Origin of the sequence: Thermoclostridium stercorarium subsp. stercorarium DSM 8532 (assembly GCF_000331995.1) — a bacterium.
Lineage (GTDB): Bacteria > Bacillota > Clostridia > DSM-8532 > DSM-8532 > Thermoclostridium > Thermoclostridium stercorarium.
On sequence record NC_020134.1, the window covers coordinates 622,152 to 640,041 of the forward strand.

A 17,890-nucleotide genomic window follows, 5' to 3' on the forward strand; every position below is an offset into this window, starting at 1 on the left:
AATGCATGATATCATTGCTGAAGGAACTTACAAATGCTTACGGACCCTCAGGACGGGAAGACGAGATAAGAAATGTAATAAGGGAAAAAATATCTTCACGGGCTGATGAAGTTTATACCGATACGCTCGGAAACCTCATTGCGGTGAAAAAGGGCTCGGGAAAGGGAAAAAGGATAATGCTTGCCGCCCATATGGACGAAATCGGGCTGGTGGCTTCTTATATTGATGAAAAAGGATTTATCCGCATTTCAAACATTGGCGGGATTAACCCGTATGTGGCCGCAGGACAGCGGGTAAAATTCCATAACGGCATAACCGGGTGCGTTTGCTATGAAGAAAACATAACCGATTTTAAAGATTTGAAGCTGGAAAGAATGTATATTGACATCGGGACAAACAAACGGGAAATTACGATGGAATGTGTCAAACCCGGTGATATGGCTGTTTTCTGCGGTGAAACTATAGAACAGAACGGAAGGTTTATATCAAAGGCGCTGGATGACAGAATAGGCTGCGCAATTCTGATTAAACTTATGGAAAAGATCGAAGACTGCCCCAACGACATTATTTTTGTCTTCACCGTACAGGAGGAAGTGGGGCTTCGCGGCGCAGGCCCTGCCGCTTTTGCCGTTAAGCCTGACGTGGCCGTCGCCGTGGATGTCACGAATACGGGCGACACACCCGAATGCAGGCCATTGGCAATAGAACTGGGAAAGGGCCCGGCGGTGATGATAAAGGACAACAGGACCATCTCCCATCCAAAGGTGAAAAATGCGCTGATAGAATGCGCCGAGAAAAACGGAATCCCGTACCAGCTTGAAGTTATGAGCGTCGGAGGAAACGACGCAGGAACAATTCATACCGCTGCGGGAGGAATTCCCGCAGGTGCCGTTTCAATACCCTGCAGGTATCTGCACCGGCCTTGCGAAATGGTGGACAAAAACGACGCATTGAATGCCGTTAAACTACTGGAAGCGTTTGTTATGAATCCGGCGCTTTAGGTTTTTGGGTATTATCCTTTCAACTGCTTCCTGTTATTCTTTTTGCCCGCGCAAATAGTCTGTTTGCTTTGACAGGTTAGTCTTTTGCCTGTTGAAGCAAACAGTTTTTTTTAATTTGCAATGCAATATATGGAAATTGTGTGCAAAAATAGAGTTATAGTCTTTATATCCTAATTATAAATATGATTTTTCGATCGCATAATAATTATGTATCCTTAAACTAAAAGGAGGACGGATATGAGTATTTTTGACGATGTTTTATTTGAGACCAATTCAAAGAAGAAAGGTAAAAATAAGCAAAATTCAGGCAGGAAAACCGAAAATAAAATAAAGGAGTTCAAGGAAGAATTTTCAGAAAACATAAGTGAATATGATTATCAGCCTTACAGGAACAACGGTGTAATTTTAACCAGGCTGTCAGATCACAGCGCAAGCGTTAAATATGACGGATTGCTTGCCAAATGCGGGGCAGAGGACGTATATACCGTAGTGGGGTATGGAAGCAACAGCAACTGGGAAAACGTGCAAACAATCCGCATGAACAGGGTGGGTAACACATTCCAGGCCGACATACCTGCAATACCCGGCAAAAACATAAATATTGCGTTCAAGGACGGAGCCAATAACTGGGACAACAACAGCGGTATGAATTATACCTTTGTACAGTAAGTTTACAGCAAGTGCATCGGTTAAGATGCACTTCATTTATGGTTTTCGTCAACAAATTCCTTTTCTATTTCCACATTCATTTCTGACGGGATGGGTACCTTTGTTTCAGGCAATTCCTCATGCACCTCCGCTATTGCCAAAGTGCGCCATTCTTTTAACTTGTCGGGATCAAGTTTTTTCTGTTTTCTTATCATACCTGTTCACCTCACGGTCATATATTTTATTTAAATCAGGTGTTATATATTTACCAAAACTTTTAAAGATTAAACATTTGTTTATTAAATAACAGGCAAAACCAATATACCGGAATGTTGTATCATTCTTTAAGGCATTCCAAAATTTACGGATTTACAATATCACTTGCCGTGGCAGACCGTATGTCTTTATGACATTAACCGGGCAAATTCGTCCAAATCCGAAACCGGCTCATTGCATGTAAAGTTTTCACATACGTAGGCGGCTGTTTTTCCCGCAGGCGCCGTATAATCCTTTATATGGGGAATTACATCTTCAAGCCGTTTATATCGGCTGCCATATAAAATTAATACGGTGAACGGGCGATAATTTTCATTTATGACATTGATAAAAGGCATAAGCCTGCTTTCAGATTCGTCCGAAACAAGAAATACCCTTTGGTCGGGCTGGATATAGCCAAGGAAAGAAGTAAGCATGTAGACGTATCCCAAAGGATTTTGGGAAATTTCACCGCTGAACGCGTCAATCTGGTTTTCAAAACTGTCTGAATAACTTAAGTCACCGGTGATTTGCGACAGTTTCAGAAGGTTCATTGCCATCACCGAATTGCCCGACGGCATTGCACCGTCATAGGCGTCTTTCGGCCTCGTTATTAGCCTTTCGGCATCGTTTCCGTAAAAGAAGAAGCCGCCTTTTTCGTCGTCCAGAAAAAGCCCGTTTATTTCCTCGTTTATTGACACGGCATCAATTAAATATCCGGGCTCATGGGTCGACTGATACAGTTCAATATAAGCCCACTGCAGGTAAGCGTAATCATCGAGAAATGCAGGAATGTCCGCGCTTCCGTCCCTGTAACGTGCAAGAAGCCGGCCGTCCTCACGTACCAGTTTGGCTTTAATGAACGATACTGCTTTTTTGGCCATGTTTATGAGATTCATATCTTTAAGGATTCGGCCTCCAACGGCTAAAGAAGCAGCCATCAGTGCATTCCATGATGTTAAGATTTTGTCATCCTTAAACGGCCTTATTCTCTTTTCCCGTGTTTCGAACAGTTTTTTTCTGCATATTTCGATAAAATCGCTGTCCGAAGGATCGGCGTTAATCAGGTTCGGAATATTACGCCCTTCAAAATTACCGGAAGGAGTGATGTCAAAAATCCCGCAAAAACGCTTTCCGTCTTCGTCGCCCAGGACGGACATTACTTCTTCATAAGTCCATGTGTAAAAAAATCCTTCAACACCTTCCGAATCCGCGTCCTCGGCGGAGTAAAACGCGCCTTCAGGCGACGTCATATCTCTTTCGATGTATTTGTAAATCTCAGCTGCAATTCTGGCGTATTTGTCCTTTTTTGTTGCCTGATATGCTTCGGAATATGCCATCGCCAGCAAGGCATTGTCGTAAAGCATTTTTTCAAAATGGGGTATAAGCCATTTCCTGTCGGTGGAATAACGACAGAAACCAAAACCTATATGATCGTAGATTCCGCCTTTGTGCATCGAATCAAGGGTTTTTTCCACCATTTCCAATGCTTTTTTTTCTCCTGTCGCATACCAATATCTGAGCAGAAAAAGAAGGTTATGCGGGGCGGGAAATTTGGGTGCGTTTCCAAATCCGCCATATACGGGGTCAAAAGAGCTTTCCAGCTGTTTATAGATGTCATCAATTATGGTTTCACTTAATACTTCATGCTGATAATCATTGTCTTCCGAATAAACAGAATTTAAAATTTGTTCACCAAGTCTCTCAAGATCCTTTTTGTTTTCCTCCCAGGCTCTGTGCGCGCTTTTAAGTATTGTAACAAGGCCGGGCATACCGTGCCGGTCGTTTTTCGGAAAATACGTGCCTGCAAAGAACGGCTTTTTGTCGGGAGTCATTATTATCGTCAGCGGCCAGCCGCCGTGACCTGTGATAGCCTGGCAGAAAGTCATATAAATATGGTCAATGTCGGGCCGTTCCTCCCGATCCACTTTAATGGCCACGAAATGTTTATTTAAAATATCGGCCACTTCTTCATCCTCAAAGCTTTCCCGTTCCATCACATGACACCAGTGGCAGGTGGAATAGCCTATTGAAAGAAATACCGGCTTATTTTCGGATTTTGCTTTATTAAAAGCCTCATCACACCATGGGAACCAGTCTACCGGATTATATGCATGCTGCAGCAGGTAGGGCGATTTTTCGTTTATAAGTCTGTTGGCTTTTCTTAATTCTTTTTCAGGTAATGTCATAACTAATTAAAACCTCCAAATATCGTATTTGATTATATTATTCCAATACCCGATAAAGGTATGCAGCAAACAAAAGCCTGCTGAAGAGATGATCGGACTAAGCTTAAGCAAACCTTAGCATCGCGTCCGACTGTTTCTGCCTTAAGCAGAATCACTGAAAAACCGGTGTCCGGTAAGAGATTAGACTGACGCATATCGGTGAAAAAGGTATTTTCGCTGATTATATTCCGGGATCCTGTTCTGGAAAGGTGATTGGTATGCATTACCAGGTATATACCTGTCCGCCGACAATAACCATTAAGATGCCGAATAACAACGTTGTTGCCACCGCGAACTCCGCATACAGGTCTTCAAGCTCGGACGGCGGAGCATGGTATTCGGACGATACTGTGAAACCTGGAACTGAGGATACAAAATGAGCTCCTTCTTCCGAGTATACCGTGACAGCGGATGCGGGCCAGAAAGTATCTTACCGCATTCCTGAAAATGTCGATTCTAAACGCTTGGTTCCATATTATATGGTAAACGGCATAAAGGTATATGTTCCGATGAGTTCGTTTCAATAATAAAAATGATAAAAAACATCAAGTCTTATAAAAATATGCATGCTATAATGTTCCTGGAAGGTGCAAAGAACATGGATTATATTTCAAGAATTAAAGCAACTATAGACTATATAGAGGAAAATATCAGAAGCCCTATTGATTTGCTGGATTTGAGCAAAAAAGCGTTCTGTTCTGTACCTCATTTTTACAGGATATTTAACAGTATTGTCGGAATGTCAGTCAAGGATTATATAAGAAAAAGACGGCTCAGTATTGCAGCCAAGGAACTTATTTCCAATCCCCGAAAAAGAATTATTGATATAGCTTATGATTATGATTTTAACTCACAGGAGGTATTTACGCGGGCGTTCCTGAAAGAGTTTGGAATAACACCCGGGGAATACAGAAGAAAAAACGGCGAGGGTATTGTTCTGTTCGATAAGTTTGATTTTTCTGGAGGTGAAAAGAAAATGGTTGTTGGAAAGCTGAATGACGTCAGGATAGTCAGACTTGAACCGATGAAGGTTGCATACTACAGGGGATATGGCATAAACCCTGAAAGAGAAGCGTGGATACCTATTACCGAATGGCTGCTTTCAGATGCTAAAGAGCTTTATTTCAGGCAGTTCGGCAGGTATCCGGAAGTAAAGGAACTGCTTAAATGGGCGGAAGAGAATGACCTGTACAAACCGCCGAAGGGCAGAAGGTATTTCGGTTTTGACAATCCTCTTAAGACCGAAGATAAAGCTGAATACGGATATGAAGTCTGGGTAACATTAAGCGGAAGTGAAAAAGAGGATGACAAGGTGAAATTCAAGGATTTTGAAGGCGGGTTGTATGCGGTAACCCGAGCCAAAAAGAGTTCCAAAAGCCTGATTGAAACCTGGCAGAAATTGTTTAAATGGCTTGAAACAAGCGGGTATAAACACGGCAATCATCAATGGCTGGAAGAATACGTAACGGTCGAGGGAAAAAAAGGCTTTGTGGCATTTGACTTATATATGCCTATTTCTGAATAAACCATTTTCTGCCTGCGCCATTCGTTCAGTAAAGGCGCATATTTTTACAGGTTTTATAATTCATAATGATTACAAGAATGGCTGTAGAAAACCGTTATGTTGAACACGGAACAAGCAATGCGGTAAAATAACAAAAAAGGCGATGGAAGGATCATTATATGCAGATTTCATTTTGTAACGGGAATGACAAAGAATACCAATACAAACTCAATAATTTGCTTAAGGAACACCAAATATATGAGGCCGTTCAAAATCAACCTTAAAGGCCGTGAGTTGATCCTGTTCAGTTTTTCCTCAAAAATGGCGTCTTTTACAGAAAAAAGACAGAATAGAATAACCATGCAAATTATTAAAATCATTTCGGTGTGCCTTGATAAAATATTATAAACAGAAACAATAACCGCTGAAATTACCGAAACCCAAATGACTATATTGCATACTATGAATGCTTTAACTGCATTTTCCGCATTCGCATTTTCCTTATCTTCATTACTGCAAAACTCGTTTCCGGCAAGTATCGAATCTGCGCCTCTTCGGTATTTTCCATTTTCATTGCGCTTAACAGAAAAGAAAACAGCTCCCTTTTATTTAATACGCAATCCAGGCTGAAAACCTTTTTGCCGATTTTTACAGTATCCCTGCTCAAAAATTTAATGTCGTTATTATCAAAGGTAAGGCTGCTTAAAAGGAATCTGTCCACCAATATTTTTCCGTTTTCGTATAATGAAACTCGTTTAATTCGGTTAAGGATTAAATAGAACGAAAATACAGCCAAAATTGTTGCCAAAGCCGCAAATATGATGCTTGATAAACTGTCGCGGCAGGTAAAAAACACAAACGTATTTCCTGCCATCAAAACTGCGATGCAGCCTGTCATGATGATTATATTTTTAGCCGAATATATAACTTTTATCTGATTTTTTAACATATACCCCTCCTTACCAAATGATTACTGGCTATAATGGTATATTTTGTTACCATGAATGCCAAGTTGTTTAAATAAGCCTGTAATACGGATTTTTCTTGTAAACCGAAACCTAAAAACAGCCGAAACAAAGAGTATATGCTAAAAACAGGGGAGGGGGGCATAATGTCTGAGTTTTTATTTTTTGACATATTCAGGAGTAAATGCTGAGTTCTGGAGTTAAGACATTTTTTTCAAATAATTCGTTTACGGAATAGAATCCGTGAATGAATCAGAACCCGGTGAACATCGTATATTGTCTGAAATAACGTTTGTTCCCGAAAACAGACAAAACAGTGAGGAGGAAAAAGTATAATATGAAATGGTTTTACGATTTGAGATTAAGCACCAAGCTCATCTTATGCTTTGTTATTGTGGCCATAATTTCAGGAGTGGTAGGGGTTATAGGTATTTCAAACATCACGAAGATTAACAATAATGATACCGTTTTGTATGAAAACATGACAGTTCCTCTTTCTGAAGTGGCAGATATGGCGAGATGGTTTCAGAGATCAAGGGTTAACACAAGAGACATGATACTTTATAACGAGCCTGAAGATATTCAGGAAACATATAAAAAGGTTAAGGATTTTATCAGTAATGTGGATACATATGCTGCAAGTTTTGAAAAAACCATTATTCAGGGTGAAGTTAGAGAATATTTTGAAACATGGAAAAAAGTATGGGCCGACTATAAAGAGGATGTGGAGATATTACTGGAAATGTGCCTGGAAAACAGGGATGAGGAAGCCTTTGCGTTTACAAAAGGTGAAATGCAGGAAGACGCGGACGCAGTACGCGAAGTTATTGACAAACTCATAGAATTAAAGGTCAGCGGTGCCAGAATGCAGTCAGAATCAAATAACGATGCGGCTGAAAACGCGATAGTTACAATGATCGTGGTTATAATAGTGGCAATGGTTATTGCAATTTCCCTTGGAATATTTGTCAGCCGCATAATCAGTAACCCTGTGAAAAAGTTGGCGGAAGCAGCGGACAGAATAGCTGACGGCGATTTGGATGTTCAGGTTGATATTTATACCAAGGAGGAAATTGGGCAGCTTGCCGGTGCGTTTAATAAAATGGTGGATAATCTTAATGAACTGATAGCTAGTATCAATACTGCCGCCGACCAGGTGGCCGCAGGGGCAAAACAGGTTTCCGACTCCAGTGTTGAGCTTTCCAAAGGAGCGGCGGAACAGGCTTCAACCATTGAAGAACTGACTGCGTCGCTGGAAGAGATAGCTACCCAGACAAAGCAAAATGCCGAAAATTCGAACCAGGCGAACTCTCTTGCCGAAATAGCCAGGGAAAACGCCGAACAGGGTAAGGTTCAGATGGAAGATATGTTGAAAGCCATGGAAGAAATAAATGTATCATCCACGAATATATCGAAAATTATCAAAGTTATTGACGATATTGCTTTCCAGACGAATATACTGGCTTTAAACGCAGCGGTTGAAGCGGCGAGGGCAGGCCAGTACGGAAAAGGTTTTGCCGTTGTCGCCGAAGAAGTGCGGAATCTGGCGGCAAGAAGCTCAAATGCCGCTAAAGAAACAACCGAAATGATAGAAGAATCCATCAGAAATGTGGAAAAGGGAACGGCGATCGCAAGGAAGACGTCAGATGCGCTGAACAAAATTGTGGACGATATCTCGAAAGTTACAACACTGATTGGAAATATTGCGGTTGCTTCAAATGAACAGGCCTCAGGTATTGAACAGATAAATCAGGGAGTTATGATGGTATCCGATGTGGTACAGAAGAATTCGGCGACTGCCGAAGAAAGCGCTTCCGCGAGCGAGGAACTGTCAGCCCAGGCAAATGCTCTTAAAGATCAGGTGGCGAAATTTAAGCTGAGAAAAAACGGGGCAATCTCATACAGGAGCCTGAAAAGTCTGGATCCCGACGTGCTCAAAATGCTGGACGGCATGTCAGAAAACGCGAGAACAAAGGAAATTGCCGGTGATACACCAGCGGAAATTTCGGATAAAAATAAACAGAAAAAAATAATTTTAAGCGATAAGGAGTTTGGAAAATATTAAATGCTATGTACCGCGCGAGAAGGGTGGCGGAAGCCATCCTTCTTTATTTTACGGCGAGCCTGCCGGAATGCGGACATAAATTGCCCTGGGCTCACAGGATATGTTTTTTGAGGTTGTTTTTCGTAACAGTGGCTTATTTCGTAAAAAAATTGCCAGGCGTTGATTTCATTCTGTTTAATGCCGAAACAACGAAGGGCTTTGTCCGAAAAAGAACTGTTTGTTACTTGACACATTTACGGTAAAATAAAAAAATAATCAGGGAATTAATACTTTAAAGAAAGGGGTCTTAAAATTGAAGGTAATATTGGTTAACGGAAGTCCCCATGCTAAAGGATGTACTTATACTGCGCTGAATGAAGTTGCAAAAGTGCTTCAGAAAAACGGTATTGAAACCGAGATTATGCACCTGGGCACAAAGCCGATATCGGGATGCCTTGCCTGCGGCAAATGTTTTGAGACAGGAAAATGCATTATCGATGACTGCGTTAATGAATTCCTGGACAAAGTACCCGGCGCGGACGGGTTTGTTTTTGGCTCGCCTGTTCACTATGCCGCTCCATCAGGTCAGCTGGTTTCATTCCTTCACAGGGCGTTTTACGGGAAAAGCCACCTTTTTAAGGGCAAGGTGGGAGCTGCGGTTGTGAGCTGTCGAAGGGGAGGAGCCGCCACCGCTTTTGATCAGATAAACAAATATTTCACAATCAGCGGAATGCCGGTGGTTTCATCCCAGTACTGGAATCAGGTACACGGCAGCACCCCTGAAGAAGTTATGAAAGATGAGGAAGGCATGCAGACAATGCGGACACTTGGCAATAACATGGCATGGCTTCTGAAATGCATAGAAGCGGGAAGGGAAAAGGGAATAGTCTTCCCAAAAGGAGAAAAGCCCATAAGAACCGATTTTATCAGGTAAACGGGCTACCACCTTTTTGCAGGGTCGGGACAGTATGATCTCAGCTTGGCCGCTCTTGCCCGGACGAAGCAACCGCATATTCTGCACAGCCCGTCAAAACAGTTCGGGCATTCAAAACACAGCCTAAGACGGTTGTTATAAAGTCTTTCACCGGCTTTTTCATCCGGTGAAAGACTTTCAATATATTCCTTTATGTTTTTTTCGATCTGATCTCTTTCAATACTGTTAAAAAGGCATGTTCTGCACGGTTGTTCCATATGTCGCTCCTGCAATAAATCAGTCAACCGTAATGCTGACTACGCTGACGGGTGGTATTTCAATAACAAGGCCGTTCTGTGTAACGGATATTTTGTCAAATGTCTGGGGCTTAACTGTTTCAGGTGCGTCGAAGGTATTATGATCGTTCATCTTTCCTGTCAAAATGCGTCCGGTAACGTTTTCCGCTTTCTTTCCTATGATTTCGGTTTCTACTCTGTAGCTTTCGCTGAGGGACAGGTTGCACAGAGTAATGTGCAGTTTTCCGTCGGCATTCACCGAAGCGGATTCATGCAGGTTCGGAACGGTATATTTGTCTGTGCCGACTTTTTCCGTTTCAATAAAGCTTTCAACCAGTTCCGCGCCCTGGTGCTCCTTATACATGTCAAACACATGGTATGTGGGTGTGAGGAGCATTTTTTCGCCTTCGGTAAGGATCACTGCCTGAAGAACGTTAATGGTTTGAGCGAGGTTTGCCATTACAACTTTGTCGCTGTGTTTGTTAAAGATGTTAAGGTTAATCCCCGCAACAAGCGCGTCTCTCATTGTATTTTGCTGGTACAGGAATCCGGGATTTGTTCCGGGCTCAACGTCATACCATGTACCCCATTCATCCACAACCAGCCCTATGCGGTTGTCGGGGTCGTATCTTCTTATTATCGCGGTATGTTTAGTGATCAGCTCATCCATTTTGAGAGTTTTAAACAGGGTTATATACCATTCTTCTTCGGTGAATTTCGTGGAACTGCCCTTCGAATGCCAGGTTCCCGGCACTGTGTAATAATGCAGCGAGATGGCGTCCATGAATCTGCCCGCAATTTTTACAACCGTTTCTGTCCAGTTGTAATCATCGCTGTTCGGCCCGCAGGCGATTTTGTATATCTTGTTATTCCCGTAGTTTCTTACGTAAGTCTGGTATCTTCTGTACATGTCGGCATAGAACTCAGGTCTCATGTTTCCGCCGCAGCCCCAGTTTTCGTTGCCTATGCAGAAATATTTCAACCTGTAAGGTTCTTTTCTTCCGTTTTTTGCCCTTAATTCAGACATTGGGGATATGCCGTCAAATGTCAGATACTCAATCCAGTCCTGCATTTCCTTTACAGTACCGCTTCCCAGATTGCCGTTAATATAAGGCTCGCATTCCAGCTGGCGGCAAAGTTCCATGAACTCGTCGGTCCCAAAACTGTTGTCTTCGACAACTCCGCCCCAGTGGGTATTGATCATTTTTTTCCTCTGTTCTTTCGGGCCAATTCCGTCCATCCAGTGGTATTCATCGGCAAAACAACCGCCCGGCCAGCGAAGTACCGGAATTCTTATCTTTTTCAGAGCTTCAACCACGTCATTTCTGATGCCTTTGGTGTTCGGAATGGGGGAATTTTCACCAACATAAAAACCGCCGTATATGCACCTGCCAAGGTGTTCCGAGAAGTGACCGTAGATTTCCCTGTTAATTTTGCTCTTCCTGTTCAGGGTGTTGATTACGTATTTGGCCATAATCCTAAGCCTCCTTGAATAATTTATAATAATCCCGGTTTATCGGGAAAAATACAAAGGACGGAATAAAAATCAGGAATAAATTAGAAAAATATTTCAGAAAAATATAAAATAATTTATATTTAACTATGTGTATGATAGCATTAGAAACTGAGAAATGTCAATAATATAACTTGTTGAGCATATTTGAGCATACCGTCAGATTCTTGGGGGCGTTTTAACAAAACGGCAGTTGTTCGGTAATACATTAAACCGAAAAGACATATAAAGCGCGGATGAAATGAAACAAAAAGCCCGGCAGTTTCTTCCGGGCTTAAATACATTATGTCATTAAAGAAAAAGCTTATTTTTCGGGTTCATTTATAGGGCTGTAATTTATGCGCACCTTAATATCCTGATTGTAGTTTCCGAAATTTTTGCCGTAAATGGTAAGCCCGCCGACATGTTTGGCATTGTCGGGTACCGCCAGTTTAAACCTGATGGGGCTTCTGTAATCCAGATTCAGGTCTTTCAGCGAGATATCGGAGACCTTCAGACCGTCGATGAAGGTTCCGTTATTATTTACCATTATCAATTTTAAGATTCCGAACTGATTCCAGTTGGGGTACCACCATTTTGGAGTAAAAATACCCTTAACGCTTCCAAAATCACCCGGGCTGGTCCAGTAGCCTATACATTTGTTGTTTATATAGAAATATATGTCCGACGGCCAGACATCATTGCTGCCGGGAGCTTCCGAACCCAGTTCGGCGGAAATGGTTATCTGATCAATCTTATGCTTTGGAGGAAGCAAATTTGGAATGATATATTCCACATATCCCTTTGTAAACCAGAGAATATCACTTTTATAACGATCCGGATGGGCGAAATACCTTGGATCGTCTACTTCGCCTATCAAAGCCTCTGCAGAAGCCAGGCCGCAGGTGGGGTATACGTCGTAGTCGGAATAGTGGCCTACCTTTATATCTATTTCGAAAATGTTTTTCAAATCTTCCTGGGTATTCATTTCTATCAGAATTTTATCCAGATGGCACGTGCATTTTTTATGATTGCCGTGGCCCGAAGATTCATTGGTTACTGTAACCAGTCCGCATTCTTCAAGTTTCTTAATATGACTCGTCAGTGCACTGTTGGAGATGTTCAGTGCGGCGGCAAGTTCATTCATGTTCATTCCGTTATTGTTTAAAAGGGTTTTAATGATTTGTATGCGAACATCGGAACCAAGGGCTTTAAAAATCTCCAGTCCTTCGTCAAGGGTTTTTATATGAAGCATGGCTTCCTCCGTTTGTTTAGTTAAAATATTTTATAAAAAAAGTATAAGCTATCAGCAGAAATAAATCAAGTTTCATGAGGGATTCAACACCGGCGGCGGAACAGGGATAAAGTTTAGTTAAATTAAACATAAAATAAAAAAAGTGGCCCCCAAATGGTCAGTCCAGTTTTGGAGGCCGGCTCAGAATTACTCGGAAAGAATTTGCTTTTTACACAGCATGTACAGCAACTTCGCCGCTTCAGCTCTTGTTGCCTCTTGCAAAGGTCTGATGCTGCTGTTTTGGTCTTCGGGTATTATACCCGATTTAACCAGTGAAGCGATGTCGGCCAATGCGTAGTCGGAAATATCCTCTCGGTCGGTAATGCCCGCAAGGTCTTCGGGGGTTCCTTCGTCAAGTTTTCCCGTGAGTCTTAATGCCCTTGCGGCCATAACCATCATTTCCTGCCTGGTTATCGTTTCACGGGGACTGCCCATATTGCCGCCCGTGCCTTTTACAATGCCCAGCGCTTTGGCGATGCCCATTCCGTCGTAATAATAGTCGGCAGGATATACATCCGAAAAATTCGAAACAATTCTTGCATTAAGGCCAAGGGCCCTTGTAAGAAGCAGCACGAAATCGGCTCTTGTAAGGTTGTCGGCGGGTTTGTATGTAGCCGGCGAAGTCCCTTTTATAATTCCGCGGGCAGCCAAAACTTCAATTTCTTTTCTTACCCAGTCGTAGCCGTCAAGATCTTCAAATGTTTTAAATGAGTGGGCAATGGCATACTTGCTGAAATTATCGGATTTGAATTCAACCATGCCGTTTGCCGGGTTATACCATCCCGTTGGAACGGGTTCTGCGTTTCCGGAACGGTCAATACGCAGTACAATTATGTTTTCATGCCATTTCAGCTCCTCTTCGGTCGGGACGTATGGTATTTTGACAAGGACCGAAGCGTTGGGATTGTCAAATTCTATCGGTTTATTGTTCAGATACAGACCGAGTTCCACAACAGGCCTGTTTCCAACGGCGGTTTTGATTTCACCGCTTAAATCATCGGCGGTGGAGGTGCCTATTTTAATGATAATTTCACCTGCATTGGCTGAATATGAATTAGAAAGCATGTTACCCGGCAGGACAAGGGTTGCGTAGGGTGTTTTCAGTTCAATTCTTTCATTGGCAGCCCGTACGTTTGTCAGCACCGACGCGTCAATGCTTGCGGCGTAGGAAGTAACGCCCTCTGCCTCAGGTATTTCAACAATGACTGTTTTTACGCCTTTTTCATCAGGAATTGAATTTTCAAACGCCGTGATTATATTTTCTTTGCCAACTGTAACCAAGGCTTCACCGGTGGCTGCATTGATAACGGGCTCCGACGTTTTGACGGTCTGTTTCGGAATTATCGCCGGAGCGAGTGAGGGCGTTGGCTGCGCTTTTATGGGACGGGAACTCCCGCCTGGGCTTTTTCCGGTGGATGAATCGGTTTTTGCCGACTCGGTTCTGCCTTTAATCACGGCGGCTTCCGAGCGATTGCCGCTTATATCATATGCGTTGACCGCAAAGGTGTATTCCGTGCCTGATGAAAGACCTGTTACCAAATAAGACAGACCCGAAGTCCTGCCATGAAGTGTACCATTTACATAAATTTCATAACCCTCAACCATTGCATTGTCTGTTGCGGCATCCCATGCAAGAGTTACGTCGGTTCTGCCGATATTGGCAATACGGAGGTTGTTTGGCGCGGTGGGAGGTATTTTTTCGGTGTAATATATTTTTGGTGTATTGAGTCCTCCGGCAAGAACCCTGTCGCGAATATCCTCGCCGAGGTAGAAGCTGATATGAGGCGGCTGGTTGTATGCCACGTTCTGCCATGCAATGCCCAACCGGTAAACGGGATCGTGCATTAATGTGTAAATCCTGTATTCGGTAGGGATTGTTGTGCTGTATATCCTAAGTTCGGTGCTGTCTTCAGAAGGCATTATCACTTCCTCACGCCAATCTCCAAGTATATCGGCCTGAAGGCTCGGGGTGGCCTTTGTTCCGTTATTGCTGACACAACCGGTAAATTCAATAATTACATCGCACTTTTTGGTTATTTCATTGTATTTTGTTATATAAATGTCGTCCAGGAGCTCATGATGCAAGTCTCCGTCCCAGTACAGGGCGAAATTTGCTGACAGGCCTAACGCCCTCCAGTCGTTTTCCACAATTTTGCCTTTTACATTATAAAGCCCCGCTCCTTTTTGAACATCCTCTAAATCGGCAGTGCCCCAGAATTCATAGCCGGGATCCGACGTAATGTTTGCGGCCACACCGCGGCCGGTGTCCTTTGACGCATAGAAAGACATTAATGTCTCGCCTGTTGCCGCGTCGCGATACTGCATGCTTGCCACAGAAGGAACCTCAAAAACGCTGAATACCTGCAGACCTTCCACATCGGGATCAAAAGCGCCGACATGCATTGCATCACCGTGGGAGCCTTTTTCGCGGTTCATCTGCCCGTCCATGGCATATAACACGGTACCGTCATTGTCCAGTGTGAGGGCTCCTGCTATGATTTCGTCACAGCCATCGTTGTCCACGTCGGCAACCGACAGGTTGTGGTTTCCAAGCCCCATGTACTGTTTGCCGTCCTTATCGGTATCGAAAATCCATTCGGTCACCAGTTTGCCGTCCACAAGCTTATATGCGACAAAAGTGGTTCTTTCGTAATAGCCTCTCCCGAATACCGCGCTTGGGGTCTTGCCGTCGAGATATGCCACTGCCGCAAGAAAACGGTCGGAGCGGTTATAGTAGCCGTCACCCCATGCTTCCGGGTTGTAATTTACAGGGAATTCATAATCTATTGTGTCAATCACCTCTCCCGTCTCGCCGTCGAATATGGAAATATATTCGGGCCCTCCTGCAATTTTTCCGTCATCATTTACATATTTTCCGTTGTCGTCCGGGTTTCCTATGCGGCATATTATTTTGTTTTCATCAAATATACCGTTTGTGGTGCTGTAAACCGTGGTCCCGTCTGCGGTTTTGACAAACACTTCGCTTCTTCCGTCGCCGTCAAAGTCATATACCAGAAACTGATTATAGTGCGCTCCGGAAGTAAGATTAAGGCCCATATTCATACGCCAGAGCAATGTTCCGTCCAGCTTATACGCGTCAAAAATCGTGGGACCGGTTAAACCGCTCTGCGAGCTGTCAATGGCATTTGAAGGATACCATTTTACGATGATTTCGTATTCTCCGTCGCCGTCCAGGTCACCCACGCTGGCGTCATTAAGGCTGTAGGTATAAGTTTCGCCTTTTCTGTTCACTCCGTCCGCAGGCTTTTGAACCGGAACAGAAATATAGTTTTTATCGATTGCCGTTGTTTCGTCGGAACCGATTACGCTGTTCCCAAGCAATTATAGGTATCGCCGGCTTTTCCGTCGGTGTCGAGGTAATTTGTAACGTAAAGCGGTGTACCGTTTAATTTGATGCCATTCCGGTAAATATTAAATTTTACGTCTTTGCCGTATTCGTCGGCACGCAGCCTCCAGCTTACAAATATGCCGTTTTCAGCCGACAGTGCAATCACTCCCCTGTCCAGCCATTCTGCCTGGCGCGTATTGTTCGGGACCGGCAGGCGATTGTATACATACAGAGTTGCGGTCCTGTTATAAGCATTATCGTATTCATCGGTTTCGGCAAGATAGCCTGTAAAGGTGTAAACTCCGGCTTCTTCCGGATTCCATTCCTTGCCCGATGCCACCCATTTGTCCACCGGTATGGTAACCCTTTCGCCGTTTACCAGAACAACCGGAACTTCCCGGGGAAGGCCAATTGATGATATATCTTCGGTGGTTTCGCCGACATAAACACGGTGGTAGCGAAGTTTTTCCACATATGCCACCCGATTGTCCGGCGGCAGAACCACGTAAATTCCGAAATTATCCAGGTATGTTGTCCATGTGATATTATTTCCCGCGGTACGTACACCTGCAAGTTTTACGTTGTTTATGCTTCCGTCAAAGTTTATGCCTTCGAGGGAGCGCTCATAAGTTTCGGTTGTGTTTGTTTCCTTATCGGTGATTTTGAGTATTGCTTTGTTTTCCAATATATTCAGATATATTTCAATACCATACCATTTTTCCGCATTGGTAAAAGAAGTGTATGTGGCTTCAGAATTACCGACGGAGAATTTCAGAGGCGAATTCCTTGTATTGTTTATTGTAAACACAGTATTTTTCGAACTGTCTTCAATTCTGAACTCGCCGCCGTTTTCCTGAGGATTTGAGCCTTTGTCATTGATTGGGCCTGGATACCAGTCGAATTTCACAAGCATGATGTCCCCTTTTACCGAAGGTTCAAATATTCTCGTAGCCACTCTGCCGCCCGACTGATTTACCATCGAAAACTGAAGTTTTGGCGTGCCGTTTCCGCGGATATTGTCCGTATTGATTGACAATTGTGCATTTGACGTGGTAAATCCCCAGTTTTCGGGTGTAACCGGAACAATGTCGCCAAAGGTTGTATAGTACAGGGTTATAAAGCCTTCCATTTCAGGGGCGGGCTCACCGGATATTACTTCAACGGTAATTGTACCCTTTATATTGTCCGGATTCGTTATACCCACAAAACTGTCCAGGTCAAATTCTGATTCGAAAGTATAAGTTCCGGGTTCCGAGCCGTTGTAATCCATGCTGTCCCATTTTACCGGAATTTCCGTTACGTTTCCGTTTTCCAGAAGTACCGTAAAGCTTGCAGGAAGGAGGGGCATTATGTCTTCTTTTAAAGAACCCGTTACCACTGTTACTGATTTTTTGTAATCGGTAAGGATTGAAACAATCTTTTTGTCCGCCGTGGCGGGCGTTTCAGGGGCGTTGTCAGGCAGCGAGGTTTCTTTGGGGATTACCGGGGAATTTTCATATACGCTTTCGGTGACGGTCATGTCCGCGCAATGGCCGGCGCTAAAATCACAAATGGCTTCATCTTCGGTGTGGGCAACGACAGCCGGTAAATCCTTATTGGCCGCCGTATTCCCGAAACCGGCTGCAAAGTTCATGGAAACCGTCGAAAGGAAGACCGCTGCAGTCAGAAACGCCGACAGGAGTTTAGATGCTTTTTTCAGCCGCATAATTAATCACCCTTTCTTTGAAATTTTTTTCGGGAATTTAAATAGGTTATTAATGTTAAAAATGAACAAAATATTATAATAAGAAAACACTAATATGTTTGGTATTATCATAATAAACATAATAACAGCGATAAAGACTCAAAATCTGTTAAAAGGTTCATTTTTGATCTTTTGGGGATTTGCCTTCACCGAACGC

14 protein-coding genes are annotated in these 17,890 nt (G+C 43.3%); 6 read left to right on the forward strand and 8 right to left on the reverse strand.

What is annotated here, in order from left to right; translation table 11 throughout:
• Window positions 1-5 precede the first annotated feature (5 nt).
• Both CST_RS02780 and CST_RS02785 read left to right on the forward strand, forming a co-directional pair.
• Window positions 6-1,001: a M42 family metallopeptidase gene (locus CST_RS02780; RefSeq protein WP_015358305.1), complete on the forward strand. Its 996-nt coding sequence runs from the start codon at window positions 6-8 to the stop codon at window positions 999-1,001.
• 237 nt (window positions 1,002-1,238) lie between these two features.
• Window positions 1,239-1,670 (forward strand): carbohydrate-binding protein, encoded by a 432-nt coding sequence (locus tag CST_RS02785; RefSeq protein ID WP_015358306.1) that lies wholly within the window; start codon window positions 1,239-1,241, stop codon window positions 1,668-1,670.
• A 32-nt stretch (window positions 1,671-1,702) separates the two neighbouring features.
• Here CST_RS02785 and CST_RS13200 read toward each other — a convergent pair whose 3' ends face one another.
• Entirely contained in the window at window positions 1,703-1,864 is a 162-nt protein-coding gene (locus tag CST_RS13200; RefSeq protein ID WP_015358307.1) for a CDIF630_02480 family spore surface protein, read from the reverse strand.
• Window positions 1,865-2,053: 189 nt separating this feature from the next.
• Window positions 2,054-4,093, reverse strand: coding sequence for a thioredoxin domain-containing protein (locus tag CST_RS02790; RefSeq protein ID WP_015358308.1), 2,040 nt, complete (start codon window positions 4,091-4,093; stop codon window positions 2,054-2,056).
• A 257-nt stretch (window positions 4,094-4,350) separates the two neighbouring features.
• Between CST_RS02790 and CST_RS13485 the strand changes: the two genes are divergently transcribed.
• Together CST_RS13485 and CST_RS02795 are read left to right on the forward strand one after the other, a co-directional pair.
• Window positions 4,351-4,512 carry a hypothetical protein gene (locus tag CST_RS13485; protein ID WP_015358310.1) on the forward strand — a complete coding sequence of 54 codons (162 nt, stop codon included), beginning with the start codon at window positions 4,351-4,353 and terminating at the stop codon, window positions 4,510-4,512.
• 152 nt (window positions 4,513-4,664) lie between these two features.
• On the forward strand, window positions 4,665-5,657 hold the full coding sequence (locus CST_RS02795) for an AraC family transcriptional regulator (RefSeq protein ID WP_144050593.1): 993 nt from the start codon (window positions 4,665-4,667) through the stop codon (window positions 5,655-5,657).
• A gap of 439 nt (window positions 5,658-6,096) precedes the next feature.
• Here the strand turns inward: CST_RS02795 and CST_RS02805 are convergent, their stop codons facing one another.
• A complete protein-coding gene (locus CST_RS02805) occupies window positions 6,097-6,585 on the reverse strand; it encodes a hypothetical protein (RefSeq protein ID WP_015358313.1) in 489 nt (162 codons plus the stop codon).
• A 353-nt stretch (window positions 6,586-6,938) separates the two neighbouring features.
• On the opposite strand from CST_RS02805, the gene CST_RS02810 reads away from it, so the two are divergent.
• Entirely contained in the window at window positions 6,939-8,666 is a 1,728-nt protein-coding gene (locus tag CST_RS02810) for a methyl-accepting chemotaxis protein (protein ID WP_015358314.1), read from the forward strand.
• Between the two features lie 292 nt (window positions 8,667-8,958).
• Window positions 8,959-9,579 (forward strand): flavodoxin family protein, encoded by a 621-nt coding sequence (locus tag CST_RS02820; protein WP_015358316.1) that lies wholly within the window; start codon window positions 8,959-8,961, stop codon window positions 9,577-9,579.
• A 5-nt stretch (window positions 9,580-9,584) separates the two neighbouring features.
• Here the strand turns inward: CST_RS02820 and CST_RS02825 are convergent, their stop codons facing one another.
• From CST_RS02825 to CST_RS13715, 5 genes are all read right to left on the reverse strand, one after another.
• Window positions 9,585-9,836 (reverse strand): DUF6171 family protein, encoded by a 252-nt coding sequence (locus tag CST_RS02825; RefSeq protein ID WP_015358317.1) that lies wholly within the window; start codon window positions 9,834-9,836, stop codon window positions 9,585-9,587.
• A gap of 19 nt (window positions 9,837-9,855) precedes the next feature.
• Window positions 9,856-11,328, reverse strand: a complete 1,473-nt coding sequence (locus CST_RS02830; protein ID WP_015358318.1) for an alpha-N-arabinofuranosidase — start codon at window positions 11,326-11,328, stop codon at window positions 9,856-9,858.
• Between the two features lie 343 nt (window positions 11,329-11,671).
• Entirely contained in the window at window positions 11,672-12,601 is a 930-nt protein-coding gene (locus CST_RS02835) for an ArsR/SmtB family transcription factor (RefSeq protein ID WP_015358320.1), read from the reverse strand.
• Between the two features lie 186 nt (window positions 12,602-12,787).
• Complete coding sequence (locus CST_RS13710; protein WP_015484883.1) at window positions 12,788-15,982, reverse strand: rhamnogalacturonan lyase family protein; 3,195 nt, start codon at window positions 15,980-15,982, stop codon at window positions 12,788-12,790.
• Window positions 15,964-17,694 (reverse strand): rhamnogalacturonan endolyase family protein, encoded by a 1,731-nt coding sequence (locus CST_RS13715; protein WP_015484884.1) that lies wholly within the window; start codon window positions 17,692-17,694, stop codon window positions 15,964-15,966. The genes CST_RS13710 and CST_RS13715 overlap by 19 nt, the downstream gene beginning before the upstream one ends.
• Window positions 17,695-17,890: the final 196 nt, after the last annotated feature.

Bases quoted from the DNA above. Each gene is read 5' to 3' on its own strand.
- CST_RS02780 (WP_015358305.1), top strand. From the start codon at position 6: ATGATATCATTGCTGAAGGAACTTACAAATGCTTACGGACCCTCAGGA.
- CST_RS02785 (WP_015358306.1), top strand. From the start codon at position 1,239: ATGAGTATTTTTGACGATGTTTTATTTGAGACCAATTCAAAGAAGAAA.
- CST_RS13200 (WP_015358307.1), bottom strand. From the start codon at position 1,864: ATGATAAGAAAACAGAAAAAACTTGATCCCGACAAGTTAAAAGAATGG.
- CST_RS02790 (WP_015358308.1), bottom strand. From the start codon at position 4,093: ATGACATTACCTGAAAAAGAATTAAGAAAAGCCAACAGACTTATAAAC.
- CST_RS13485 (WP_015358310.1), top strand. From the start codon at position 4,351: ATGCATTACCAGGTATATACCTGTCCGCCGACAATAACCATTAAGATG.
- CST_RS02795 (WP_144050593.1), top strand. From the start codon at position 4,665: ATGATAAAAAACATCAAGTCTTATAAAAATATGCATGCTATAATGTTC.
- CST_RS02805 (WP_015358313.1), bottom strand. From the start codon at position 6,585: ATGTTAAAAAATCAGATAAAAGTTATATATTCGGCTAAAAATATAATC.
- CST_RS02810 (WP_015358314.1), top strand. From the start codon at position 6,939: ATGAAATGGTTTTACGATTTGAGATTAAGCACCAAGCTCATCTTATGC.
- CST_RS02825 (WP_015358317.1), bottom strand. From the start codon at position 9,836: ATGGAACAACCGTGCAGAACATGCCTTTTTAACAGTATTGAAAGAGAT.
- CST_RS02830 (WP_015358318.1), bottom strand. From the start codon at position 11,328: ATGGCCAAATACGTAATCAACACCCTGAACAGGAAGAGCAAAATTAAC.
- CST_RS02835 (WP_015358320.1), bottom strand. From the start codon at position 12,601: ATGCTTCATATAAAAACCCTTGACGAAGGACTGGAGATTTTTAAAGCC.
- CST_RS13715 (WP_015484884.1), bottom strand. From the start codon at position 17,694: ATGCGGCTGAAAAAAGCATCTAAACTCCTGTCGGCGTTTCTGACTGCA.